Genomic DNA, 22,994 nt, shown 5'->3' with positions numbered 1-22,994 from the left:
GGTGGGCGGGTAGATGCGCGCGGCTATCCGCCTACTGGTTGCCCTCACGCTTCTGGCGTGGGGGCAATTTGGTTTTGCGGTTGATTATTCTTGGTTTACGCCTACGGCATGGAATGGTGTTACTTATTCGGGTCCATCGCCTGCGAATGTTTGTTCTCAAATCCCTTATGGTAATGGTTTTTCTTTTGATCATGTAATTAGGGAATCTGACACTCTTTACCATTGTTATGCGATTCGTCAGTCTGATGGTTCTATTCATACTGGTGTTGCTGTTCAAAGAACAGGGGACTCCTGCCCTAATGGCGGCACTTATAATCCGTCTACCGGTGAGTGCACTGCTCCTAAGAATTGTTCGGCTACGGCCGGAAAAAAGAAAGCCGTGGCTATGTCTTGTACCTATGTTAAGAGTGCGAATCTTTTTTCATGCCCTCGTGAAATGAATTCCGATGGGTGCGCATACATTCCCAATGGCGCAAAAACCAATTGCAATACGGATGCATCACCTGACGGTACATTTGTTTGTTCTGCTTATTATACGGGCTCTGGTGAAGAGGCTAGTGACACTTCGACAGACTGCACGGCGCAAAGTTGTGCTGATGCGCCTAGCCCTGGCGATACGAATCCTGATTCTGGCTGTGTTACGGCTGGTGGAAAAACTATTTGTATAAAGGATGAAGAGAACGGCTGCGGAACAATTAATGGTCAATATGGGTGCTATAAGCAAGATGAGGGCTGTGGAACATTTAACGGTACATTCCAATGTGTAAGTACTGATAAACCTCAGGGTAATTGTGGCTATTTCAATGGTCAGCAAACTTGCTTTGATCCTAGCGATCCTACAAAGGTAATTGATCCCTCTTCGCCCGATCATCCTGCCAATGGCGGTAATGCCGATGGCAATCAAAACAATGATCCTATGGCCCCTGGCGGTACGCCTGGAAGCTCTCCGCAGTCTGGTGGCTCTGGTGCGACTAACCAAGCGATAAATGACTTGGGCGAAAAGCTAGGCCCTAAAATCGATAAAACCAATAGTTTACTTCAGCAAATTATTGATGGTCTTTTTGGCCAGGATTACGACAACTCCGGTGATGGTTCTGACTCTGAAGCTGAGGTTAAGGGTGGGAACGCCGGTGATGCGATAGGCAATAAGATTAAGACTGAAGGTGATCGTGTTCAGCAAGAGCGCGAGGAAAAGACTCAGGAGCAATTGGATAAAGTTGAGTCTACGGTGGACTCTTGGTTTGGTGGTGGAATTGATATGGGGAATGCGCTTGAGCGAATTTTCCCCTCTGCTTCGGGCTGCGGTATTTTTTCGATAAGTTTTAGCCTAGGAAAGTATTCGGCTCATATGGACATTGATACCTGTGTTCTGAGTCGCGTCAGGGCATTGCTTGAGTGGATTGTCTGGTGCTGGACCATTATTGGCGTTTGGAAGATTTTCTATTCGGGCTTACGCCTTGAAGATACGAAAGCAGCAAAATCGGGGTATTAATCATGGGCTGGATAATTGGTTTTCTTAAAAAGCTTTTCCCCCGCTTCTTTGCTCAGCTTTCACGCTTTCTCATTGGTTTTATATCGCCAATCATCGGACCACTGCTGGAGTACATAGCCAAGTTCTTTAGCAAGCTTGGAATGATTATTCTTGTTATTGGAGCAATTGGCGCGGCTATCACTGCTTTTACTGTGGCGTTGAATGCGATTGGCTCTGGCATTGCTGCCCAAGCACCTAATGATTTAATTGTTATCGGTCGCATGTTTATTCCTAGCAATTTCTCCATTGCTATTTCTACTCTGCTTTTAGCCCGTTTGAAGTCGCTTATCTTCATGTGGGTTATCCGTATCACTGAAAAATTCGAAAACGCATAGGTTTGCCATGGCCGTTTATATCGTCACCGGCAAACTTGGTGCCGGTAAGACTCTGCTTGCCGTAATGAAGATACTTGAGTATCTCAAGAAAGGTCGGCGTGTTGCGGTAAATGTTGATGTTCGGATGGATAAGCTTTGCCGGCCGAACAATAAGCACTCTCGCCTTGTTCGGCTTCCTGATCTTCCTACCGCTGATGACTTGGTTGGTCTTGGTATTGGTTGCGATGTTTACGATGAGGAAAAGTTTGGTGGAATTTTTCTTGATGAAGCCGGCGTTTGGTTGAACTCCCGCGATTGGAATTCCGGCGGGCGCTCTGACCTTCTCAAGTTCTTTTTATTCCTCCGCAAACGGCGCTGGGACCTTTGGCTTATTGTCCAGAACATCAATGTGATCGATAAGCAAGTTCGTGAATCGATTGCTGAACATGTTGTTTATATCAATCGCCTTGATCGCGTAAAGGTTCCGTTCTTAAGTTCTATTGGTCGAATCTTGAGTCTTGGCTTTTGGAATGGATGCTTGCCCAAGATGCATTACGCCATTGTTAAATATGGCGCCAAGTTCAATTCAATGAAGGTAGATGAGTGGTTTTATCGCGGGTCAGAGTTTTATGATTTTTACGATACCACTCAGGAATATGACAAAGAGTACGACAAAGGCTGCTATTCAATGTTGCCTCCGGGATATTGGCGCAGAAAGCTCCCGGCGGCTGTTCGTAATGCGGGGTTCTACATGCGTACAACGAAAATCTTTTTCCGTCGCACTCGTGTAATTACGGGCTTCTTTGTTGGTGCGGTCTTTGCCGCCTCGGTGACTTTTGCAGCTACGTACCGCCCTTCTGCGTCTTCTTCAGCGGCCGAGGGTGTTAAGCCTGTAGCTGCTCCTGTAGCGACTAAGAAACTAAAAGAAGAGTTCTCAGACTACAAGATAGTTTCGTTCCAGCGCTTCCCGGACGGAGTTCGATATATTTTTGAGACTAAGGACGGCAAGCGCATTAACTCTAAAGATTTTGCAGTAAAGAACATCACTGTTAAAGACAGGGGTGCCTCTGAGGCTCTGTTAGTTCGTGACAGTGACTATCTTTCCATCTATCGCTAGGGATTGATCATGTCTTATATGGCAAGAGGGCTATTAGCTCTTGGGATGGTGCTTGCGCCTGTGGTTAACGCCACTGAGGCAATTGATATATCAGAAGGCACCGTAATGGATTTGGTGGATTGGGCATCTGCCCATCTTGGAAAGTCTTTAATTGTGGGCGCTGATTTGAAGTCGGCGCCTTTGTCTATTTATGCCAAGTATGATACTCCGCAGCAGCTGGAAGAATTAGTAGGCCAAGCTGTTAGAACGGCTGGATTTTACTTTTCGAGTGACGCAAAGACTATTCAGGTTAGCTCTAAGGAAATGCCTACTCCGCTGGCATTTAAAACAGAGGTTATTCAACTTCAGCATCTACAGTCAGATTTTGCTTTTGAGTCTGTTCGCGATGTGCTGAATTCCAGAATGGCCGCCGATCAAGCGTCAAACAAGGGGGCAATGCCTGGGCAAGCTCAAGCGATGGTTTCCCCTTCGCCTACGTCTAACGCGTTGATCGTGACTGCGACGGTGGATCAGCTTGAGGTGGTGCGCCAGGTCGTCAAAGAGATTGATCGGCCTAGGCGGCAGGTGATGATTACCGCTGTTGTGGCTGAACTCTCGGATGATGATTTTCAGTCGCTGGGGCTCAATGTTACGGCTGCGAATAATCGGTTGAGCCTTAGCGGTACTGCCTTCGGTAAGGTGGACTATTCAGACCTTGGTTTTAGCCTGACGTTTGACGGTCCGACCTTGGGCGCGTTTTTTCAGGCGGTGAAGTCCACCGGGCGTAGTCGTATTCTTTCGACTCCGCAGCTGCTGACGCTCAATCGGGAAGAGGCCAGCATTGTCGTCGGCCAGAATGTCCCTTTCATCACGGGTACCACTACGTCTGGCGCTACGCCTGCGGACAATCCTTATCAGACCATTACGCGGCAGGATGTTGGCGTTACGCTCAAGGTAACGCCCTTCATTACGCCTTCCGGTTCGATCGAACTCACGATTGAACAGGATGCCTCTAGTGTTTCAAACGACAAGACAGCCGCCGATATCATTACTAATACGCGGCGTATCTCCACCAAGGTGCAGCTTGCCAATGGCTCGGGGATATTGCTGGGTGGGTTGCGCTCGGAACAGACGGATAAGTCGACCTCGAGGGTGCCACTGCTATCGGATGTGCCGGTGGTGGGGCGCCTTTTCCGGTTCGATTCTGAGCGGACTAAGGCATCCAATCTTGTGGTCATGCTTTCCGCTCGGGTGTTTGACCCGAGTAAGCCTTTCTCCGACCTCTCTCAAGCCCCTTTCACTGCTCCTCAGGTAGCCGCCCAACTGGCTCTGCCGACGCTCGGCATTGGCGATTCTGAGGCCCCTGGGCGAGCCGATAGGGGGCGGCGTCGGGCGCAGCACGGGGACGCCCCCTAGTGGCCGCCCGGGGGCCCAAAGACGCCCCTGTAGCACGTCTTATAAACAGTTTTCCAAGTGGTCATTACTGCACATTGTTGAAGGAATTGGGGAATGAAAAAGGCTAAGGATCAGGAACGTCTGGATGTGCTTACGGGGGAAGAGAGTTCGCGGGGGCGGCTCTTCGTTGATCCTTCTTCGGCTGCCATCACCGATCTGTCAGGCATTCGCATTCTTCGGTGTGGCGTGGATACCGTTCGCCAGCTTTACAAGGGACTGATTCGTCCTCAGGTGCTGGCGCTTTTTGAAGAGCCCGGCATGGTGGAGTTTGCAGGCGAGTGGTGGCATGCCGGTCGCGTGGGGCGCGATTCGGGGTATCAGTGCAAGCTTCAGAACGCTGATCTTGGCTTGATTCTTTTGGTCAAGAATTTCAACGAAAAAGCTGATGTGGTGGGCTCTCACCTTAAAATTGAGGTGTCTCCGCATGCTATCGATTCTAAGTCGCCTGAACAGCTTCAGGTGTGGCTTGATGGGTTTGCGGCTCAGGTGCTTGATCAGTGCGAGGTTAATCAGTGTGCGGTGCACGTTGCCCTTGATGTGCAGGGTTGGGTACCACCTGCTGATTTGGTGGCTCGCCTGCATTGCCGTGCTAGGGCACAGCGTGACCATTCGGGTATTCAGTCGGTTTGCTTTGATGAGAATGTGGCGACCTATGGGCGAGGCCAGTCGTTTTTATTTGGCTCTGCATCTGGCATGCAAATGGCGATCTATAACAAGACGCTACAGGCACGTGCCATTGACAAGCTGGATTATTGGGAATCTGTATGGCGACGTTCGGACAATCCTTTTGACGCTGATGACGCTTCCAACTATGACCCTGAAAAGCCGGTTTATCGCATTGAGGCTCGTTTTCATCATTCCGTGGTGCGCCAGTTTGCTGATGGCTCGGTTTTGCATCGGACTGGGGAGTGCATTGGAACGCATTCGTTCGCGTCGCTAGCGGGGCATTTGCAGGGGCTTTGGACCTATGCTTTGGGGTCGTTTCGGCTGTTGTCTCGGCCCGGTATGTATGATCCTTTTTGGACCTTGATTCGTGATGACGTGGTGGTTTCTGTTGAGGCGGATTCCTTGCTTGAGGATACCGTTTACAAGCGCTACTACAAGACGGCTCGGGGTTTCTCCGGTAAGAACGTGGAGCTTTTTCTAGGGAATTTCCTTTCCATCGTTGCGCGTGATCGCATCGGTGCTCAGCGTGCGTTTCAGCAGCTAAAGCAATGGGATTGTTGGCCTGTGATTCGGGACCATTACGCGTCCAAGGGTAAGGGGGAGCATCAGATTTACAAGCACGTCGCTGAGTTGCTTCGGGAGCGGACTGTGCGCTGGGGGAGGGCCGTCTAGTGACTATCAGTAAGCTTGAGGACGGTCGTTGGTTGTCTGACGTTGAGCCTATTAAGGGCCGTCGGTTTCGCAAGAAATTTAAGACAAAGGGTGAGGCGCAGCGTTTTGAGTCGATGGTTCGGTCTCAGGTTGCGCTTAATCCTGCCTGGAACCCTAAGCCTAAGGATCGTCGTAGGCTGTTGGTGCTGATTGAACGTTGGAAGCTGCTTCATGGGCATGTTTTGGTCGATGTGGAGCGTACTGATCTTGTGTTGCGTCGCATGGCTGAGGCGTTGGGTGATCCGGTAGCTTCGGAGCTTACTGGGGCTCAGTACACTGCGTATCGGGCTGCGCGGTTGGCGTCTGGTATTAGTGGGAAAACGGTTAATATTCAACTTGGCTATCTCAAGTCTCTTTTTAACGTTTTGTTGCAGCTGGGGGAGATTGATTATCCTGACCCTTTGGCTAAGGTCCGGCCTTTGAAGCTGCAAGAGCGTGAACTTTCTTTTCTGTCGAAGGCTGACATTGCCAAGGTTTTTTACTCGCTGCGGCATCATTGCAAGACTCCGCATGTCGAGATGGTGGCGACGATTTGCTTAGCTACTGGCTGTCGTTGGGGCGAGGCACAAGCGTTGGTTCCTGAGCGTGTGCGGGCCGGTGCTGTCCACTTCGTCAATACTAAGTCGAAGCGTCGTCGTTCGGTTCCGATCCCTGTAGAGCTTGAGGCTCGGATTCATGCTCATTTCAAGGTCTATGGCTTGTTTTCAAACTGCCGGGATAGCTTTGACTATGCGGTGAAGGTGTCTGGGGTGTCGTTGCCGGCTGGTCAGAAAACTCACGTTCTGCGGCATACCTTTGCCAGTCATTACATGATGAATGGCGGCAATATCCTGACTCTGCAGCGGGTGCTAGGGCATGCTTCGCTTAATATGACGATGCGCTATGCGCACCTTGCGCCTGATCACTTGCAGGATGTGTTGATGCTTGGACCGATCAGGGATTTTCGACACTTTTTCGACACTGGCGTCGAATTGCCTAAGCTCGCCGAGCTGGAAGCCTAGAGCCATGCGGGCTCCGGGGTGTGGAAGTGGCGGAAGGCAGTGAGAGTCGAACTCACCCAGGAACGGCTGCCGTCCCCCACCGGGTTTGAAGCCCGGCCACGCCACCGGGCGTGATTGCCTTCCATATTGATCTACAAGGCTTTTTCGCCAGCTTCCGTTGCCGACTCCGGTGGAGTGTCGAAGAAGTGTCGAAAATCCCTGGACGCATCACTGCCCAGAACAGCAATGCCGTTTCTTCCATCAAGAGCAACGGCCATTTCAATCACGGCTCATAGTCTTCCGGCGGCTCGAAGCAATGAAGCCTGCCATCCAGCCAGGGATCGACTATATCCACTTTCAATGTGCGGATGTAGCTTTGGAAGCGCGAGTCCTTATGCGCATGAGGGCCGAATACGGACAGCATCAAATAACGGTTTTCCGGGAGGTCCTGCGCATAGAGCAGCCACAGGTCATGCTCGGACTCGCTGTCTTTCACGGTGCGTTTGAAGGGATCGCCGATTTTGCTCCAGCGCAGCAGGACCACTCGGCTATCAGTCAACTGGACATGGCCGAAAGGCACCTGCCAAAGAGAGGCATCACGCCCCCAATGGGACGGATGAATATCGCAGACCTTCAGGTTGTAGAAATCGACGTACAGGTCGTGCCAGGCGGGGAGGTTCATGAAGCTGTCGGTTACGAAGACTCGCGCAATCGACACGCAACCTCACTTAGAGTCCGGAAGCTTCCCGGTCTCGACAAAGTATTGATATTGGGCGTCCCCGGCACGCGCGGCCTGTTCCACGACCGCGAGCGGATCACGCGCGCCTTTCTTGGTCCTGGGCTTGGGCTTGCCGGTAGGTTTGGCCGCGGGCCGGCCAACAAGGTGCATCACCATAAAATCCCTCCTGAAACGGGGATTGCAATGCTCACCATGGTAAGCGCTGCTGCTTTTTTGAGCAATCAGACCTGCCTTGCCGCCATTGGCCTGCAGTCTTGGTGATCACCATGATGGCGGCACTCAGGCAGTTCGCTCTGCATTGACGCCTGCCCCGAGTGCCAACGCCGAATCCTCCCGAACCCTTCTCTCATTGCCGAAGCGCCGGGTAAAGCCGATGCGGTCGAAGTATTCCAGTAGCTGGATACTGCGCTTTCGACCTATGCCGATGCGGTCGCGGAAGGCGGCGGCGCGGATCAGGCCTTGTTCGGTGTGGAGTTGCAGGGCTTGTCGGGCCAGTTGGCGGAGGGTTTCGTCGGGGTAGAACAGGTCCTTTACCACCTGGTGCAGTTGGCCGAGGCGGGCGAGTTTGCGCAGCAGCAGGCGCATGGCGGCTTCGTCGACTTGCAGTTCGCGGGCCAGGTCGCGGGTCCAGGGCGGGTCGTAGGCGCCGGCTTGCAGCAGGGGGCGGATGCGTTCGCGCAGGGCTTCGTCTTCGGCGCCCAGTTGTACGCGGTGGTCCGGCAGGTGCAGCCAGGGGCCGCTGCTTTCCACGGTTTTGCCGGCCAGGGCCTGTTCCAGCAGGGCGATGAAGATCGGGCGTTCCAGTTGTGGGAAGGCGTAGCGGCGCAGGCGGTCGCGGTCGGGGCCGAGTTCGTCGGGTTGTTCGGCGTGGAAGCGGGCCAGGGCTTGCAGCAGCTGTTCGCCCAGGGCGTGCCAGTGTTCGGCGGTGAACAGGCGCGGGCCGCCGCGGGTGGGGATTTCCACCAGTTCGGCGGGCAGTTGCCAGCTTGCCCGGGGGCGGTTGAACTGGCGGGCCAGCAGTTTGGGGTCCAGGCCGTTGTCGGCGTGTTGCAGCAGCACCGGCAGGGCCTGTTCCAGGCCTTCGCCGCGCAGGGCCTGGAGTTGTGCCAGGCGCTCGGGGCTGCGGCGGTTGCGGGCCGGGGCGAAGGGGTCGAGCACGCGGCCGCCGCCGAGGGTGCGTTGGGCGGATTGGTCGCGCAGCACCAGGCGGTCGCCGTGCACGGTTTGCACGGGAGCGTTCAGCACAAGCTGCGCGAAGGCTCTTTCGCCCGGCGCCAGGCGTTCGTCTTCCAGCAGGGCGACGCGGCCGGTCACGTCCTGGGCGCCCAGGTACACGTGCAGCGGCGTCCAGTGGGCCAGGGCGCGGGGTTCGCCGGGGAGCAGTTGCAGGTCGATGTCGATGCGGGTGGTGGGTGCGTGCAGTTCCGGCGTCAGCAGCCAGTCGCCGCGTTTCACCTGGTCCGGGCCCAGGCGTTCGCCGGCGATGTTGACCGCCACCCGCTGGCCGGCGTGGGCCTGTTCGGCTACGCGGTTCTGGGCGTGCAGGCCGCGCACGCGCACCGGGCGGCCGGCATTGCCGAGGAGGAGTTCGTCGCCCACCTTCACGCTGCCGGAGAAGGCCGTTCCGGTGACCACCAGGCCGGCGCCGCTGACGCTGAAGGCGCGGTCCACGGCCAGGCGGAAGCCGCCCTGGCTGGAGCGCTCACGGACCTCGCGGGCAGCCGTGGCCAGGGCCTGGCGCAGGGCATCTACGCCCTCCCCCGTGACGCTGGAAACCGGGTAGACCGGCGCGCCGGCCAACGGCCCCGCGGCCAGCAGACTTTCCACTTCGCCGCGGGCCTCGGCCAGGCGCTGCGGGCTGACGCGGTCGGCCTTGCTCAGGGCCACCAGGGCGCGGGGGATGCCGAGCAGCTCAACGATAGCCAGGTGCTCGCGGGTCTGCGGCATCACGCCGTCGTCGGCGGCCACCACCAGCAGCACCAGGTCGATGCCGCTGGCGCCGGCCAGCATGTTGTGGACGAAGCGTTCGTGGCCGGGCACGTCGATGAAGCCGGTCAGCGCGCCGTCGCCGAGGTCGGCATAGACGTAGCCCAGGTCGATGGTGATGCCGCGTTCGCGCTCGGCCGGGCGGCGGTCGCCTTCCACGCCGGTGAGGGCGCGCAGCAGGGCGGTCTTGCCGTGGTCGATGTGCCCGGCGGTGCCGACGATCAAGCCTCGCCCTCCGCCAGCAGCGGCAGTTGCGCGAGGAAGGCGGCCTCGTCGTCGAGCTGGCGCAGGTCGAGCCACAGGGTGTCGTCGTCGATGCGCCCGAGCACCGGGATCGGCAGGCCGCGCAGGCGTTCTTCCAGTTCGCGCAGGGCGCGGCCGCGCAAGCGCTTGGAAGCTTGCGGGCGCAGCGCCAGGGCGGCGCTGGGCAGGCGCGCCACCGGCTGGGCGCCGCTGCCGATCATGCCCAGGGCGGCTTCCGCGCTTACCGCCCAGCCGGCGCCCAATTGCGCGGCGAGCAGCGGCGCCAGGCGCGCGGCCTGGGCCTGGATGTCGACCTGCGGGCGGCTGAGCAGGCGCAGGGTGGTCAGGCGTTCGGCCAGGCGGTCGGGGTCGCGGTACAGGCCGAGCACGGCTTCCAGCGCGGCGAGGGTCAGCTTGTCCACGCGCAGGGCGCGCTTGAGCGGGTTCTTCTTGATCCGCCCGATCAGTTCCCTGCTGCCTAGGATGAGCCCGGCCTGGGGGCCGCCGAGGAGTTTGTCGCCGCTGAAGGTGACGATGTCGGCGCCGTCCTTCAGGGCTTCCTGCACGGTCGGTTCCTTGGGCAAACCCCAGCGCGTCAGGTCCACCAGGGTGCCGCTGCCCAGGTCTTCCAGCAGCGGCAGGTCGTGAGCGTGGGCGATGGCCGCTAGGTCGCGGGTGGCGACGCTGGCTGTAAAGCCCTGCACGCTGTAGTTGCTAGTGTGCACGCGCATGAGCAGGCCCGAGCGCGGGCCGATGGCGGCTTCGTAGTCCTTGGCGTGGGTGCGGTTGGTGGTGCCGACCTCGACCAGTTTCACCCCGGCGCGGGCCATGATGTCGGGGATGCGGAAGGCGCCGCCGATCTCGATCAGTTCGCCGCGGGAGATGATGCCTTCCTTGCGCGCGCCCAGGCTGTTGAGCGCCAGCAGCACGGCGGCGGCGTTGTTGTTGACCACGGTGACCGCCTCGGCGCCGGTCAATTCGCGGATCAGCCCGGTGATGAGGTCGTCGCGGTCGCCGCGCTTGCCGCTGGCCAGGTCGAATTCCAGGTTCAGCGGGTAGCGCGCGGCCATTGTGATGGCTTCGATGGCTTCGTCCGGCAGCAGGGCGCGGCCGAGGTTGGTGTGCAGCACGGTGCCGGTGAGGTTGAACACCCGGCGCACGCGGCTGGCATGGTGCGCGGCCAGGCGTTCGCCGGCGCGGCCGGCGAGCACCGCTTCGCTCAGTTCCACGGCGGCGAGCTGGCCGTGGCGGGCCGGCTCGCGCAGTTCGTCGAGCAGGTCGCGCAGGGTGCCGAGCAGGGCTTCGCGGCCGTAGCGCTGTTGCAGGGGGGCGCAGGCCGGGCTGCGCAGCAGGCGGTCGATGGAGGGCAGGCGGGCGGAGGTCATGCGCGGTCCTGTCTGGTGCTTCGAGGGTTGGGAGGCGATGGGTATCGTCGCGGGCTCCTCAACCCATCCTACGGGGGGTCTGGATGCAGTCTAGGTCAGTCTGCGCCGCCGGGTGACAGCAGCAGGTTGGGCGCGCTGCGCAGGTAGCCCTCTTCGGCCAGGCGGATATCCAGGGCCAGGCTAGCGAGGTCGTCGGCCTGGGGCTCGGCGGCTTCGTCGTGCTCCAGGTAGCACTGCTTGAGGTAGGCCTGGCAGTTGGGGCAGACCTCCGCGCGCAGCGGGGCGTGGATGACCTCGCGGCCGTCGTGCTGCTGGGACAGGTAGAACAGGCCCTTGCTCTGTCGGCAGTGGCTGCACTTGATGCGCACGTAGTGCCACTGGCAGGAGCACAGCGAGCAGGCCAGGTAGCGCAGGCCGTTGTATTTGCCGCGGTTGTGGATGACGCCGGCCACCGGCGGCGAGCCGCAGGCCGGGCAGAGGGTCTGTTCCTCGCGCTCGCTGAGCAGGCCTTCGGGCAGGCGCAGCAGCCAGTGGCTGAAGGCGACCTGCAGGGTGGCGCCGAGGAAAGGCACCAGGGCCGCCGGCAGCAGGTCGAACTGGCCGTTGAGCAGGGCCAGGGCCCAGGCCTTGCGCTGGCCGGCGTCGGCCTTGCGCAGTTGTTGCAGGGCATCGGCGATGGGGCTGGCGGGGCTGGTGGCGAAGGCCTGCAGCAGCGGGTCGAGCAGCGCCAGCCAGGTGCCTTCGCGCACCAGCACTTCGAAGCCCAGCGGCGGCATGCCGTGTTCGACGCTGCGGCGCAGGGCGGCTTCGTCGGGCATGGGCAGCGGCGGTGGGTTGTCGAGCAGGTTCTGCTGGATGTCGCAGAGTTCGGCCAGCAGGTTCAGGTAGTCGCCCAGGGGGTGGCCTTCGGCGAGCTGGCGCAGGCGCTGGCCGCGCTGGGTGAAGAGTTGCGGCGAGGGCAGCTTGAGGAAGGGGGGGATGTTGGCGGCGGCTTCGATCTGGCCGGGTTCGAGGATTTGGCCTGGCACGCAGGACTCCTTTGCGATGGGCTTTGGAGAAGGGGTGAAGGCCGAGCCCTGGGCCGGCGTGGGTTCCCTCTCCCTAGCCCTCTCCCTGAAGGGAGAGGGGATTGTTCGGTGCATGGGTTGGATTACTGTGCTCGTCCCATTGATGGGTATCGCTGCGCTCAACGCCATCCTACGGGGGGTGCGGGCCCGGTCAGTGGCCCTCGCCCTTGTCCACGCTTTTCAGCCAGGCGGCGTGGTGCTTGCGGGCCCAGGCGCGGCTGACCCAACCATAGAGCATCGCGCCCATGGAGCCCTTGACCCAGATGCCGGCGTAGATGTGCACGATAATGCTGCTGATCAGCACGAAGGCGGCGAAGGCGTGCAGCAGCGCCGACAGGCGGATGACCTCGATGCCGAACCAGGCGCTGAAGTACTGGCGCCAGATCACCAGGCCGGTCGCCAGCAGCACCAGCATGCACAGCAGCAGGGTCCAGAACAGCAGCTTCTGCCCGGCGTTGTAGCGGCCCACCGCGGGGAGGTTCTCCTCGTGGTTGCCGACCACGTCGCGCCACTGCTTCAGCCACTGCACGTCGCTGCGGTCGAGCAGGTTGTGGTGGGCGAAGCGCAGCACCAGGCCGAGGAAGAACACGAACATCGCCAGCCCCAGGAAGGGGTGCAGGATGCGCGTCCAGGGCCCGCCGCCGAACAGGCTGCTGAGCCAGAACAGCGCCGGGTGGAAAAGCGCCAGCCCCGACAGGCCGGCGAGGATGAAGAAGATCGCCACCAGCCAGTGGTTGCTGCGCTCGTTGGCGGTATAGCGTTGGATGTCTTTTTTCATGCTGGGCTCCTCTGAGGGCCGACGAGCGCCCTCTCCCCAACCCTCTCCCCGACGGGAGAGGGGGCTGTTCGGTGCATGGGCTCAACGCGGGTCGCGCGGGTCATAGCGGTGCACCGAAGGGTCGACCTTGTGTACCGGCGCCTCCGGGTCCGGCCCCGGCTGCTCGTCCTCTTCCGTGCGGTTGGGGCCGATGCGGGTGTAGTGGAAGAACCCGGCGAGCACCACCGCGCCCATGGCCAGCAGGCCCAGCGGCTTGGTGATGCCCTTCCACAGGCTGACCAGCGGGCTGATGGCCGGCTTGTCGGGCAGGCCGGCGTACAGCGAGGGCTGGTCGTTGTGGTGCAGCACGTACATCACGTGGGTGCCGCCGACGCCTTCGGGGTCGTACAGGCCGGCGTGCTCGAAGCCGCGCGACTTGAGGTCCTCGATGCGTTCGGCGGCGTGCTCCTTCATGGCGTCCTTGGTGCCGAAGACGATGGCGCCGGTGGGGCAGGTCTTCACGCAGGCCGGCTCCATGCCCACGCTCACGCGGTCGGAACACAGGGTGCACTTGTAGGCCTTGTGGTCCTTCTGCGAGATGCGCGGGATGTTGAACGGGCAGCCGGTGATGCAGTAGCCGCAGCCGATGCAGTGGTCCTGGTTGAAGTCGACGATGCCGTTGGCGTATTTCACGATCGCCCCCGGGCTCGGGCAGGCCTTCAGGCAGCCCGGCTCGGCGCAGTGCATGCAGCCGTCCTTGCGGATCAGCCATTCGAGGTTGCCGTTGGGGTTCTCGTGCTCGGTGAAGCGCATCACCGTCCAGGAGTCGGCCGTCAGGTCCAGCGGGTTGTCGTACACCCCGTGGTTGTGGCCCACCTCGTCGCGCAGCTCGTTCCATTCCGAGCAGGCCACCTGGCAGGCCTTGCAGCCGATGCACTTGGACACGTCGATGAGCTTGGCCACTTCCTGCTGGTTGCGCACCGAGGGCATCGGCGTGGTGGTGGCCGAACGGGCACTGATGTCTTGCGTGCTCATGCCTCACCTCCGCTGATTTTCTCGACGTTGACCAGGAACGACTTGAACTCCGGCGTCTGCGTGTTCCCGTCGCCGACGAAGGGCGTCAGGGTGTTGGTCAGGTAGCCGTTGCGCGCCACCCCGGCGAAGCCCCAGTGCAGCGGGATGCCGACGTGGTGCACGGTCTTGCCGTCGACCTGCAGCGGGCGGATGCGCTTGGTCACCACCGCCACGGCCTTGATGTAGCCGCGGTTGGAGGAGACCTTCACGCGGTCGCCGGCAGCGATCCCCAGTTCCTTGGCCAGTACCTCGCCGATTTCCACGAACTGCTCCGGCTGGGTGATCGCGTTCAGCCGGCAATGCTTGGTCCAGAAGTGGAAGTGCTCGGTGAGGCGGTAGGTGGTGGCCGCGTAGGGGAACTCGTCGGCCTTGCCGAAGACTTCCATGTCGTTCTTGAACACCCGCGCGGCCGGGTTGCTGGTGGCCTTGGGGTTGTCCCTGTGCAGCGGGTTGATGCCGATGGGCGTCTCGAACGGCTCGTAGTGCTCGGGGAAGGGCCCTTCGGCCATCTTGTCCACGGCGAAGAAGCGCGCCACCCCCTCGGGGTTCATGATGAACGGGTTCATGCCCGCTTCCGGCGGCACGTCGGGCTTGTAGTCGGGCACGTCGGTGCCGCCCCAGGCCTTGCCGTTCCACCACACCAGGCGTTTCTTGACCGGGTCCCACGGCTTGCCGGCAAGGTCCGCCGAGGCGCGGTTGTAGAGGATGCGCCGGTTGGCCGGCCAGGCCCAGGCCCAGCCGAGGGTCTGGCCCATGGCGTAGGGGTCGGCGTTGTCGCGGCGGGCCATCTGGTTGCCCTGCTGCGTCCAGGAACCGGCGAAGATCCAGCAGCCGCTGGCGGTGCTGCCGTCGTCGCGCAGCAACGCGAAGCCGGGCAACTGCTCGCCGGCCTTGGCCAGGACCATGCCGTTCTTCGGGTCCACCAGGTCGGCCAGGGCCTTGCCGTTGTACTCCTTGGCCAGCTCTTCGGGGCTCGGGTCGTCCGGACGCTGGTAGGGCCAGTCGAGGCCGAGGATGGCGTCGGGGAACTTGCCGCCCTCCTTCGCGTACAGCGTGCGCAGGCGGTGGTACAGCCCGGCCATGATGGCGATGTCCGGCCGTGCCTGGCCCGGCGGCTCGCCGCCCTTCCAGTGCCACTGCAGCCAGCGCCCGGAGTTGACGATGGAGCCGTCCTCCTCGGCGAAGCAGGTGGTGGGCAGGCGAATCACCGTGGTCTGGATCGACTTGGTGTCGACGTCGTTGAAGTCGCCGGCGTTACGCCAGAACTCCGAGGTCTCGGTGGCCAGCGGGTCCATGATCACCAGCCACTTGAGCTTGGCCAGCGCGGCGCCGACCTTGGCCTTGTTGGGGAACGAGGCGATGGGGTTGAAGCCCTGGCAGAAGTACCCGTTGACCTTGCCCTGGTACATCATGTCGAACACCCGCAGCACGTCGTAGCCGGCGCCGGGCATGTCGAGCTTGGGCAGCCAGTCGAAGCACCAGTTGTTCTCGGCCGTGGCGGCCTTGCCGAACCAGGACTTCATCAGGCTGACGTGGAACTTGCTGTAGTTCTGCCAGTAGGACAGTTGCCCCGGGCGCAGCGGCTTGGCGGTGCGCTTGGCGATGTAGGCGGCGTAGTCCTGCTCGGCGTCCATGGCCAGGGTCAGGTAGCCGGGCAACGAGTTGGACAGCAGCCCCAGGTCGGTCAGGCCCTGGATGTTGGAGTGCCCGCGCAGGGCGTTCATGCCGCCGCCGGGCATGCCGATATTGCCCAGCAGCAGCTGCACCATGGCGCCGGTGCGGATCATCTGCGCGCCCACCGAGTGCTGCGTCCAGCCCAGGGCGTACATGATGGTCATGGCCTTGCCGGGGGCCGAGGTCTCGGCGATCTCGGCCCAGACCTTGAGCATCATGTCCTTGGGCGTGCCGCAGATGTTGCTGACCACGTCCGGCGTGTAGCGGCTGTAGTGCTGGCGCAGCAGGTTGAACACGCAGCGCGGGTGCTGCAGCGTGGGGTCGACCTTGGCGAAGCCGTCCTCGCCGCGCTCGTAGTTCCACGCGGACTTGTCCGGGTAGCTGCGCTTCTCGGCGTCGTAGCCGTTGAACAGGCCGTCCTCGAAGCCGAAGCCTTCCTGCACGATGAAGGCGGCGTCGGTGTAGTGCTCGACGTATTCCTTCTGGTACTTGCCGTTCTCGATCAGGTAGCTGATCAGGCCGCCGAGGAAGGCGATGTCCGTCCCCGTGCGGATGGGCGCGTAGTAGTCGGCCACCGAGGCCGAGCGGGTGAAGCGCGGGTCCACCACCAGCAGGCGCGCCTTGTTGTGCGCCTTGGCTTCGGTCACCCATTTGAAGCCGCAGGGGTGCGCCTCGGCCGCGTTGCCGCCCATGATGAGGATCAGATCGGCATTCTTGATGTCGGTCCAGTGGTTGGTCATGGCTCCACGGCCAAACGTCGGGGCAAGACTTGCCACCGTCGGGCCGTGTCAGACACGCGCTTGGTTATCGAACCCCAGGATGCCGAGGGAACGCACCACCTTGTGGGTGATGTAGCCCGCTTCGTTGGAAGACGCCGAGGCGGCCAGGAAGCCGGTGGTCAGCCAGCGGTTCACCGTCTGGCCCTGCTCGTTCTTCTCGATGAAGTTGGCGTCGCGGTCGTCCTTCATCAGCCGGGCGATGCGGTCCAGCGCCTCGTCCCATTCGATGCGCTTCCACTCGCTGGAGCCGGGCTCGCGGATCTGCGGGTACTTCAGGCGGTTGGGGCTGTGGACGAAGTCCAGCAGGCCCGCGCCTTTCGGGCAGAGGGTGCCGCGGTTGACCGGATGGTCGCCGTCGCCCTCGATGTGGATGATGTTCTGGGTGACGTTCTTGGCCGCGTCGCCCTGGCTGTACATGAGGATGCCGCAGCCTACCGAGCAATAGGTGCAGGTGTTGCGCGTCTCGGTGGTGCGTTCGAGCTTGAAGTGGCGGATCTGTTCGGCAAAGGCCTCCGGGGGCGTCATGCCGAGGGCCGCAAGGCTTGATCCTCCAAGGCCGACGGCGGCGACCTTGAAGAATTGCCGACGGTTCATATCCATCGTGCGTCTCCTGATCAGGCAAAGGGCGCCCAGTACCTGGCCAGGCGCCTCTGTTTAAAAGATAGCCAACCTGGCGCATTGCGCCAGGCAGCGCCAGCAGGCGCGGCCGAGCACTCTGCCTGAAAAGGCCGAGACGCTTCCCTGACCCAGGTCAGCCCACGCAGGCCAGCTCAGCGGAAATAAAGCAGTACCTGCAAATCGGTACGCGAGGGGTAGGAACAGATCAGTTGGCCGTCGTCGCCCAGGCAGGAGGGCTGCAGGTCCTGGTTGACGCTCTCGTGCAGGCCCAGCAGGAACAGGCCCAGCAGCGCGGCTAGCAGATAGTGGCGGTAGTGCCGCAGGTGCTTTCTTCTTGTGCCGTTCATGACAACCTCCCGAGGAAGCCGGTCAGGGAACCGGGGGCGGCGAAAGCTGCCGCCCCACCGTTCCAGTGTGTGCCCGCTGCGCCAGCTGTCAAGCCGCGGCGGCTTGGCCCAAATGCCCGGCGCAGCCGTCAGCCGGGCCGTTCACCGGCGCCGCGCAACTTCCTATGGTGCGCTCATCGCCCTGCCGACGAAGCCAGCATGCACGCCACCGACGCCAGCCCCTACCCTCACCTGCTCGCCCCGCTGCGGATCGGCCCGCTGCAGCTGCGCAACCGCGTGGTCATGGGCTCCATGCACACCGGCCTGGAGGACCGCCTGTGGGACTTCGGCAAGCTCGCCGCCTACTACCGCGAGCGCGCCCGCGGCGGCGTGGGGCTGATCATCACCGGCGGCTTCGCGCCCAACCGCGAGGGCTGGCTGCTGCCGCTGGGCAGCGACCTGACCGGCAGCCTGCAGGTGCCGGCGCACCGCCGCCTGACCCAGGCGGTGCACGCCGAGGGCGGACGCATCCTGCTGCAGATACTCCACGCCGGGCGCTACGGCTATCACCCGCTGGTGGTCTCGGCCTCGCCGCTCAAGTCGCCGATCAGCTGGTTCGCCCCGCGCGAGCTGTCCGAGCGCGGCATCGCCCGCACCATCGCCGCCTTCGGCCGCTGCGCGCGCCTGGCCCGCGCCGCCGGCTACGACGGGGTGGAAATCATGGGCAGCGAGGGCTACCTGCTGAACCAGTTCCTCTGCCCGCGCGGCAACCGCCGCCGGGACCGCTGGGGCGGCAGCCTGGAGAACCGCATGCGCCTGGCGCTGGAGATCGTCCGGCGCATCCGCCGCGCGGCGGGCGAGCGCTTCGTCATCGGCTACCGCCTATCGCTGCTCGACCTGGTGGAAGGCGGCAATACCTGGGACGAGGTACGCCAGGTGGCGCTGGCGCTGCAGGAAGCCGGCGTCGATGTGCTCAACAGCGGCTTCGGCTGGCACGAGTCGCGGGTGCCGACCATCGTCACCTCGGTGCCGCGCGCGGCCTTCGCCGAGGTGACCGCGCGCCTGCGCCGCGAACTGCGCATCCCGCTCATCGCCAGCAACCGCATCAACACCCCGGAACTGGCCGAGGCGCTGCTCGCCAGCGGCCAGGCGGACCTGGTGTCCCTGGCCCGGCCGCTGCTGGCCGACCCGCAGTTCGTGCAGAAGGCCGCCGCCGGCCAGCCCGGGCGCATCAACACCTGCATCGCCTGCAACCAGGCCTGCCTCGACCACGCCTTCGCCAACCGCCGCGCCAGCTGCCTGGTCAACCCGCGCGCCGCCCACGAGACCGAGCTGCGCTACCGCAAGGCGCGCCAGCCCAAGCGCATCGCGGTGATCGGCGCCGGCCCCGCGGGGCTCTCGGCGGCCTGCGTGGCGGCCGAGCGCGGCCACCGCGTCAGCCTGTTCGAGGCCGGCGGCGCGATCGGCGGGCAGTTCAACCTGGCCCGGCGCATCCCCGGCAAGGAAGAGTTCGGCGAAACCCTGCGCTACTTCGCCGTGCGCCTGGCCGAGCTGGGCGTGGACCTGCAGTTGAACCGGCGCATCGCCCGAGGCGAGCTGCAAGGGCAGTTCGACGAGGTGATAGTCGCCACCGGCATCCGCCCGCGCCGGCTGCAGCTGCCGGGCATCGAGCATCCCAGGGTGCTCGGCTACCTCGACGTGCTGAACGGCGCGCCGGTGGGCCGGAAGGTGGCGCTGATCGGCGCCGGCGGCATCGGCTTCGACGTCGCCAGCTTCCTGCTCGCCGAACGCGAAGGCCCGCAGCCGCTGGGCCAGTGGCTGGGCGAATGGGGCATCGACCTGGACAACAGCACACCCGGCGGGCTGCGCAGGCCCACGCCGATAACGCCGAAACGCCAGCTCTGGCTGCTGCAGCGCAAGCCGGGCACGCCCGGCGCCGGCCTGGGCAAGACCAGCGGCTGGGTCCACCGCGCCCACCTGAGGCATCACCAGGTGCAAATGCTGGGCGGCGTGGAATACCTGCGCATCGACGACGCCGGCCTGCACATCCGCGTGGACGGCCGCGAACAGTGCCTGGCGGTGGACAACGTGGTGATCTGCGCCGGCCAGGAACCGCTGCTGGAACTGCACCCCACCCAGGCCGCGGAGAACCTGCGCCACCACATCATCGGCGGCGCCCGCCTGGCGCGGGAGCTGGATGCCAAGCGGGCGATCAGGGAGGGGGCGGAGTTGGGGGCGCGGTTGTGAGGTGTTCTGTTGGGAGGGCCTGGTGCGGTTCCGAAGAGCGCCCTCTCCCTAACCCTCTCCCTGAAGGGAGAGGGGACCGTTCGGCGTGCTTGGCTGTTCTGGAGTCAGCCGGCAACACCGAAAGCTTCCGACGGAAACCTTGCCTTCTCTCGGCACGGACAAGCCCCCTCTCCCTTCAGGGAGAGGGCTGGGGAGAGGGAACGGTGGTGACCTCATGCACCGCCATGACCGGGAAACTCCGTTCGCGAGCAAGCTCGCTCCTACGAGAAGCGGCGCCATCCTACAAGCATCTCGGCTCGGGCGGCTGTAATCGGTCCGATTACAGTCTGGCGATAAACTTGCCCGTCAACAGCAGCTAGCACTTCGAAGACACCGACGCGGAACTGCTGGACTACCTCGACTACCACTGAGCGGAGGGCTCGCCATGGCCATGCACAACCCACCCCACCCGGGCGAAATCCTGCGCGAGGATGTTTTGCCGGCCCTGTGCCTGTCGGTCACCGCGCTGGCCGCGCACCTGGGTTTCAGCCGGCCGCACCTGTCCAAGGTGCTGCATGGCCGCGCGCCCATCAGCGCCGACCTGGCCTGGCGCCTGGAACAGGCCGGCCTGTCCAGCGCCCGGCACTGGCTGGCGATGCAGGCCGCCTACGACCTCTGGCAGGTCAGCCAGCAACCCCATCCGCCGATCCCCCGGCTGCAGGCGGTGGCGTAAAGAGGGAAATCCCGTAGGAACAATTATCTGCCGGCTACACCAGGTGCATTTCGTAGGATGGGTTGAGCCTGCGAAACCCATGCGGTCACGGTGATGGGTATCGCTTCGCTCAACCCATCCTACAGGCTACGAAAAGCAGCGGCGCCTACAGGTGGCGTAGGGCGTATAACCGTTCGCGGTTATACGCCGCCTGACCTTGGCCCCAAACACGCTCCGCGTTCAACCTCGAAGCACCCGCCCCGAACTTCACGGCGAAAACCCCATCGTCCAAGGCAGCTCCTCCGACTCCAGCAACGCCTTGATCGTCCCCAGGTCCTTCTCCACCCACTGCGCGTCGCGCTCGAAGGCGGCGTCGTCCATCGCCGGCTGGCGCAGCAGGGTCAGCTGCAGCTCGCAGCCGTCGCCGTTGGCGATCAGGCGCAGGGGGATGTGGATGGGCGGGGCGTCTTCGGGCAGCACGTCGTGGTCCAGCACGCCGAACGGGTTGCGTGGCGAGAAGCGCACCCGCAGCGGCCCTTGCGGCGTCTGCGCCAGCCAGTGGTCGGCGTCCAGCGGTTCGATGGCGCTGCACAGGCCCGAGGCCCAGCGCGGGAAGTTGCGCGGTTCGGCGAGGAAGTCGTAGGCCACCTGCCAGGGGCGCTCGATGCGCACGGCCAGGGTGCGGGAAGCGGAGGTGCCCATGGTTTCTCTCCTGGGAAGCGGGAGCGCTGCTCCGGTCTGGTGCATACTAGCCGGCTGTCCTTTTCGCTTCGACTGCCAAGGAGTCCCCCATGCCCACGCCACCCTGGTGGATGTTCGTCCTGCCGCTGATCGCCGGTACCTGCCTGCCGCTGCAGGCGGGCATCAACGGCCAGTTGGCCAAGCAGGTGTCCAGCGTGCTGGCCGCCGCGCTGATCTCCTTCTTCGTCGGCACCCTCGGCCTGCTGGTGCTGACCCTCGCCAACCGCGAGTTCCCCGGCGTGCCGGCACTGCGCTCGCTGCACTGGTGGCATTGGTGCGGCGGCTTCCTCGGCATGTTCTTCATCTTCATCGCCGCCTTCGCCGCGCCGCGGGTCGGCGCCCTGCTGTTCATGGTGCTGGTGCTGGCCGGCCAGCTGGGCATGGCCATGGCCCTCGATCACTTCGGCTGGGCCGGCTTCAGGGAGAACCCCATCAGCGCCCTCAAGCTCGCCGGCATCGCCGCCATCGGCGTAGGCATCTGGCTGATCCGCAAGGGCTGAGCGCCGGCATTGCCCGGCGCGGGCGCCGCCGCTATAGTCGGGCGGCGGCGTCCACCACGCCACCGGTCCGCGGAAAGGGTTCGCCCAGGTGATGCATCCGCCGACTTTCCATACGACTCCGGCCCGACAGCGGACCCGGCCCGAAAGGAGCTCGTATGTCCCCGACTTCCGGCCAAGACGGCCGTATCGACCTCGACCGCCAACGCCAGCACGCCAAGGCCCTGCTGCGCGACCTGCGCGCCGGCCAGGCGCAAGCCCTGCAACGCCTCCACGCCCAGGCCCCGCACGGCCTCGGCCACCCGCCGCGGCTGGCCGACTGCCAGTGGCTGCTGGCGCGGGAACTGGGCTTCGCCAGCTGGCCGAAGCTCAAGGCCCACGTCGAGGCCATCACCTTCGCCGCGCGCCACCCGGACTTCGCCAGCGGCGACGAAGCCGCCTGCCTGCACCTGCGCTGCGGCAACGATATCGCCCACAGCCTGGAACTCGCCGGCTTCCGCGGCGAATTTCGCATGTTCGCTGACCCGCTGAGCATGGGCCCCGTGCCGGTGCTGCCGGAAGAAAGCTTCCGCCAGCTGCGCGCGGCCTTCGTCAGCCAGGCCTTCGACATCCCCGCGGCCGACGCCCTGCGCCGCACCCGGGACGAATACGCCCTGCTCGACCAACTCCCCGAGCGCCAGCGGGTGGTGCTCTGGTGCGAGGCCGATGCCTACGACCAGCTGTTCCTGGTCCGCGTGCTCGCCGGCCTGCCGCGCTTGCCCGAGCGCCTGGAGCTGATCGAGACCGACCGGGTGCCCGGCGTGCAGCGCTTCATCGGCATCGGCCAACTGGCCCCCGACCTGCTGGCCTGGCTCTGGCCGCAGCGCCGGCCGCTGGGCGAAGAGGCCCTGCTGCTGGCCCGCGAAGCCTGGGACGCCTACCGCCAGCCCTCGCCACAGGCCTGGGCCACGCTGGCCAGCAAACCGACACCGGCGCTGCCGCTGCTGGGCAACGCCCTGCGCCGCCAGTTGCAGGAGCTGCCCGACGCGCGCGACGGCCTGTCGCTGACCGAGCGCCTGAGCCTGGGCATAGTCGCCGAGCGCGGCGAGCTGCCCCTTGGCCGGGTGTTCGCCGAGCTGATGACGCACCGCGAGCCGCTGCCTTATCTGGGCGACCTGATGTTCCACGTGCTGATGCGCCCGCTGATCGACAGCCCCACCCCGCTGCTGGTCGAAGCCGAGCAGCACCTGCCCTGGACGCAGCGCCCGGTGCGCCTCACCGCGCTGGGCCGCCAGGTGCTGGCCGGCGAGCGCCACGGCCTGGACCAACTGGCCGCCGAGCGCTGGGTCGGCGGCGTGCGCCTGCGCCCGGGGCAGCCGCACTGGACGCTGGACGACGACCTGCAGCCGCGCTGGCGCGACTGAGCCGCCGTTTCGTC

Annotated in this window: 19 protein-coding genes and 1 tRNA gene; 10 read left to right on the top strand and 10 right to left on the bottom strand. The window is 63.2% G+C overall.

Features of this window, described 5'->3' with window-relative positions; genetic code table 11:
• Window positions 1–13: 13 nt before the first annotated feature.
• The 6 genes from IG194_RS16890 to IG194_RS16865 all read left to right on the top strand — a co-directional run bounded on the left by IG194_RS16890 (window position 14) and on the right by IG194_RS16865 (window position 6,774).
• A complete protein-coding gene (locus tag IG194_RS16890) occupies window positions 14–1,492 on the top strand; it encodes a hypothetical protein (protein WP_141679714.1) in 1,479 nt (492 codons plus the stop codon).
• A 2-nt stretch (window positions 1,493–1,494) separates the two neighbouring features.
• Entirely contained in the window at window positions 1,495–1,866 is a 372-nt protein-coding gene (locus IG194_RS16885; protein ID WP_082996220.1) for a DUF5455 family protein, read from the top strand.
• Window positions 1,867–1,873: 7 nt separating this feature from the next.
• The gene (locus tag IG194_RS16880) at window positions 1,874–2,962 is read left to right on the top strand and encodes a zonular occludens toxin domain-containing protein (protein WP_082996219.1); all 1,089 of its coding nucleotides are present in this window, start codon (window positions 1,874–1,876) and stop codon (window positions 2,960–2,962) included.
• Window positions 2,963–2,971: 9 nt separating this feature from the next.
• Window positions 2,972–4,357 carry a type II secretion system protein GspD gene (locus IG194_RS16875; protein ID WP_058488277.1) on the top strand — a complete coding sequence of 462 codons (1,386 nt, stop codon included), beginning with the start codon at window positions 2,972–2,974 and terminating at the stop codon, window positions 4,355–4,357.
• A 93-nt stretch (window positions 4,358–4,450) separates the two neighbouring features.
• Window positions 4,451–5,734, top strand: a complete 1,284-nt coding sequence (locus tag IG194_RS16870; RefSeq protein WP_058488276.1) for a hypothetical protein — start codon at window positions 4,451–4,453, stop codon at window positions 5,732–5,734.
• Window positions 5,734–6,774: a tyrosine-type recombinase/integrase gene (locus IG194_RS16865; RefSeq protein WP_058488275.1), complete on the top strand. Its 1,041-nt coding sequence runs from the start codon at window positions 5,734–5,736 to the stop codon at window positions 6,772–6,774. The genes IG194_RS16870 and IG194_RS16865 overlap by 1 nt, the downstream gene beginning before the upstream one ends.
• 27 nt (window positions 6,775–6,801) lie before the next feature.
• On the opposite strand, the gene IG194_RS16860 is transcribed toward IG194_RS16865, so the two are convergent.
• The 9 genes from IG194_RS16860 to IG194_RS16820 form a co-directional block, all read right to left on the bottom strand.
• A tRNA-Sec gene (locus tag IG194_RS16860) sits at window positions 6,802–6,897 on the bottom strand.
• 139 nt (window positions 6,898–7,036) lie between these two features.
• A complete protein-coding gene (locus IG194_RS16855) occupies window positions 7,037–7,435 on the bottom strand; it encodes a hypothetical protein (protein WP_135499953.1) in 399 nt (132 codons plus the stop codon).
• A 336-nt stretch (window positions 7,436–7,771) separates the two neighbouring features.
• Window positions 7,772–9,703 (bottom strand): selenocysteine-specific translation elongation factor, encoded by a 1,932-nt coding sequence (selB, locus tag IG194_RS16850; RefSeq protein WP_058488274.1) that lies wholly within the window; start codon window positions 9,701–9,703, stop codon window positions 7,772–7,774.
• Window positions 9,700–11,106 (bottom strand): L-seryl-tRNA(Sec) selenium transferase, encoded by a 1,407-nt coding sequence (gene selA / locus IG194_RS16845; RefSeq protein WP_009613252.1) that lies wholly within the window; start codon window positions 11,104–11,106, stop codon window positions 9,700–9,702. The genes selB and selA overlap by 4 nt, the downstream gene beginning before the upstream one ends.
• A 95-nt stretch (window positions 11,107–11,201) precedes the next feature.
• The gene (gene fdhE, locus IG194_RS16840; protein WP_058488273.1) at window positions 11,202–12,134 is read right to left on the bottom strand and encodes a formate dehydrogenase accessory protein FdhE; all 933 of its coding nucleotides are present in this window, start codon (window positions 12,132–12,134) and stop codon (window positions 11,202–11,204) included.
• 190 nt (window positions 12,135–12,324) lie between these two features.
• Window positions 12,325–12,951, bottom strand: coding sequence for a formate dehydrogenase subunit gamma (locus tag IG194_RS16835; protein ID WP_009613255.1), 627 nt, complete (start codon window positions 12,949–12,951; stop codon window positions 12,325–12,327).
• An 81-nt stretch (window positions 12,952–13,032) separates the two neighbouring features.
• Window positions 13,033–13,965, bottom strand: a complete 933-nt coding sequence (gene fdxH / locus IG194_RS16830; RefSeq protein ID WP_043318779.1) for a formate dehydrogenase subunit beta — start codon at window positions 13,963–13,965, stop codon at window positions 13,033–13,035.
• The gene (gene fdnG, locus IG194_RS16825) at window positions 13,962–17,057 is read right to left on the bottom strand and encodes a formate dehydrogenase-N subunit alpha (protein WP_141679713.1); all 3,096 of its coding nucleotides are present in this window, start codon (window positions 17,055–17,057) and stop codon (window positions 13,962–13,964) included. Before fdnG ends, fdxH begins: the two co-directional genes overlap by 4 nt.
• A 170-nt stretch (window positions 17,058–17,227) precedes the next feature.
• Window positions 17,228–17,422: a hypothetical protein gene (locus tag IG194_RS16820; RefSeq protein ID WP_009613266.1), complete on the bottom strand. Its 195-nt coding sequence runs from the start codon at window positions 17,420–17,422 to the stop codon at window positions 17,228–17,230.
• A gap of 198 nt (window positions 17,423–17,620) precedes the next feature.
• On the opposite strand from IG194_RS16820, the gene IG194_RS16815 reads away from it, so the two are divergent.
• Window positions 17,621–19,648, top strand: coding sequence for an NADPH-dependent 2,4-dienoyl-CoA reductase (locus IG194_RS16815; protein ID WP_058488271.1), 2,028 nt, complete (start codon window positions 17,621–17,623; stop codon window positions 19,646–19,648).
• A 424-nt stretch (window positions 19,649–20,072) separates the two neighbouring features.
• The gene (locus IG194_RS16810) at window positions 20,073–20,360 is read left to right on the top strand and encodes a HigA family addiction module antitoxin (RefSeq protein WP_043318788.1); all 288 of its coding nucleotides are present in this window, start codon (window positions 20,073–20,075) and stop codon (window positions 20,358–20,360) included.
• A 246-nt stretch (window positions 20,361–20,606) separates the two neighbouring features.
• Here the strand turns inward: IG194_RS16810 and IG194_RS16805 are convergent, their stop codons facing one another.
• Complete coding sequence (locus IG194_RS16805; protein ID WP_058488270.1) at window positions 20,607–21,041, bottom strand: hypothetical protein; 435 nt, start codon at window positions 21,039–21,041, stop codon at window positions 20,607–20,609.
• 89 nt (window positions 21,042–21,130) lie between these two features.
• Here IG194_RS16805 and IG194_RS16800 point away from each other — a divergent pair, with 89 nt between their 5' ends.
• Window positions 21,131–21,580: a DMT family transporter gene (locus IG194_RS16800; RefSeq protein ID WP_009613271.1), complete on the top strand. Its 450-nt coding sequence runs from the start codon at window positions 21,131–21,133 to the stop codon at window positions 21,578–21,580.
• Between the two features lie 155 nt (window positions 21,581–21,735).
• On the top strand, window positions 21,736–22,980 hold the full coding sequence (locus IG194_RS16795) for a DUF1835 domain-containing protein (RefSeq protein ID WP_058488269.1): 1,245 nt from the start codon (window positions 21,736–21,738) through the stop codon (window positions 22,978–22,980).
• Window positions 22,981–22,994: the final 14 nt, after the last annotated feature.

It is taken from the genome of Pseudomonas sp. ADPe (assembly GCF_014843515.1).
Lineage (GTDB): Bacteria > Pseudomonadota > Gammaproteobacteria > Pseudomonadales > Pseudomonadaceae > Pseudomonas > Pseudomonas citronellolis.
This window is presented reverse-complemented; position numbering and strand designations above follow the sequence as displayed.

What these genes read in the sequence shown, in the direction of transcription:
- IG194_RS16890 (WP_141679714.1), top strand. Translation starts at nt 14, where the DNA reads ATGCGCGCGGCTATCCGCCTACTGGTTGCCCTCACGCTTCTGGCGTGG.
- IG194_RS16885 (WP_082996220.1), top strand. Translation starts at nt 1,495, where the DNA reads ATGGGCTGGATAATTGGTTTTCTTAAAAAGCTTTTCCCCCGCTTCTTT.
- IG194_RS16880 (WP_082996219.1), top strand. Translation starts at nt 1,874, where the DNA reads ATGGCCGTTTATATCGTCACCGGCAAACTTGGTGCCGGTAAGACTCTG.
- IG194_RS16875 (WP_058488277.1), top strand. Translation starts at nt 2,972, where the DNA reads ATGTCTTATATGGCAAGAGGGCTATTAGCTCTTGGGATGGTGCTTGCG.
- IG194_RS16870 (WP_058488276.1), top strand. Translation starts at nt 4,451, where the DNA reads ATGAAAAAGGCTAAGGATCAGGAACGTCTGGATGTGCTTACGGGGGAA.
- IG194_RS16855 (WP_135499953.1), bottom strand. Translation starts at nt 7,435, where the DNA reads ATGAACCTCCCCGCCTGGCACGACCTGTACGTCGATTTCTACAACCTG.
- selA (WP_009613252.1), bottom strand. Translation starts at nt 11,106, where the DNA reads ATGACCTCCGCCCGCCTGCCCTCCATCGACCGCCTGCTGCGCAGCCCG.
- IG194_RS16835 (WP_009613255.1), bottom strand. Translation starts at nt 12,951, where the DNA reads ATGAAAAAAGACATCCAACGCTATACCGCCAACGAGCGCAGCAACCAC.
- fdxH (WP_043318779.1), bottom strand. Translation starts at nt 13,965, where the DNA reads ATGAGCACGCAAGACATCAGTGCCCGTTCGGCCACCACCACGCCGATG.
- IG194_RS16820 (WP_009613266.1), bottom strand. Translation starts at nt 17,422, where the DNA reads ATGAACGGCACAAGAAGAAAGCACCTGCGGCACTACCGCCACTATCTG.
- IG194_RS16815 (WP_058488271.1), top strand. Translation starts at nt 17,621, where the DNA reads ATGCACGCCACCGACGCCAGCCCCTACCCTCACCTGCTCGCCCCGCTG.
- IG194_RS16810 (WP_043318788.1), top strand. Translation starts at nt 20,073, where the DNA reads ATGGCCATGCACAACCCACCCCACCCGGGCGAAATCCTGCGCGAGGAT.
- IG194_RS16805 (WP_058488270.1), bottom strand. Translation starts at nt 21,041, where the DNA reads ATGGGCACCTCCGCTTCCCGCACCCTGGCCGTGCGCATCGAGCGCCCC.
- IG194_RS16800 (WP_009613271.1), top strand. Translation starts at nt 21,131, where the DNA reads ATGCCCACGCCACCCTGGTGGATGTTCGTCCTGCCGCTGATCGCCGGT.
- IG194_RS16795 (WP_058488269.1), top strand. Translation starts at nt 21,736, where the DNA reads ATGTCCCCGACTTCCGGCCAAGACGGCCGTATCGACCTCGACCGCCAA.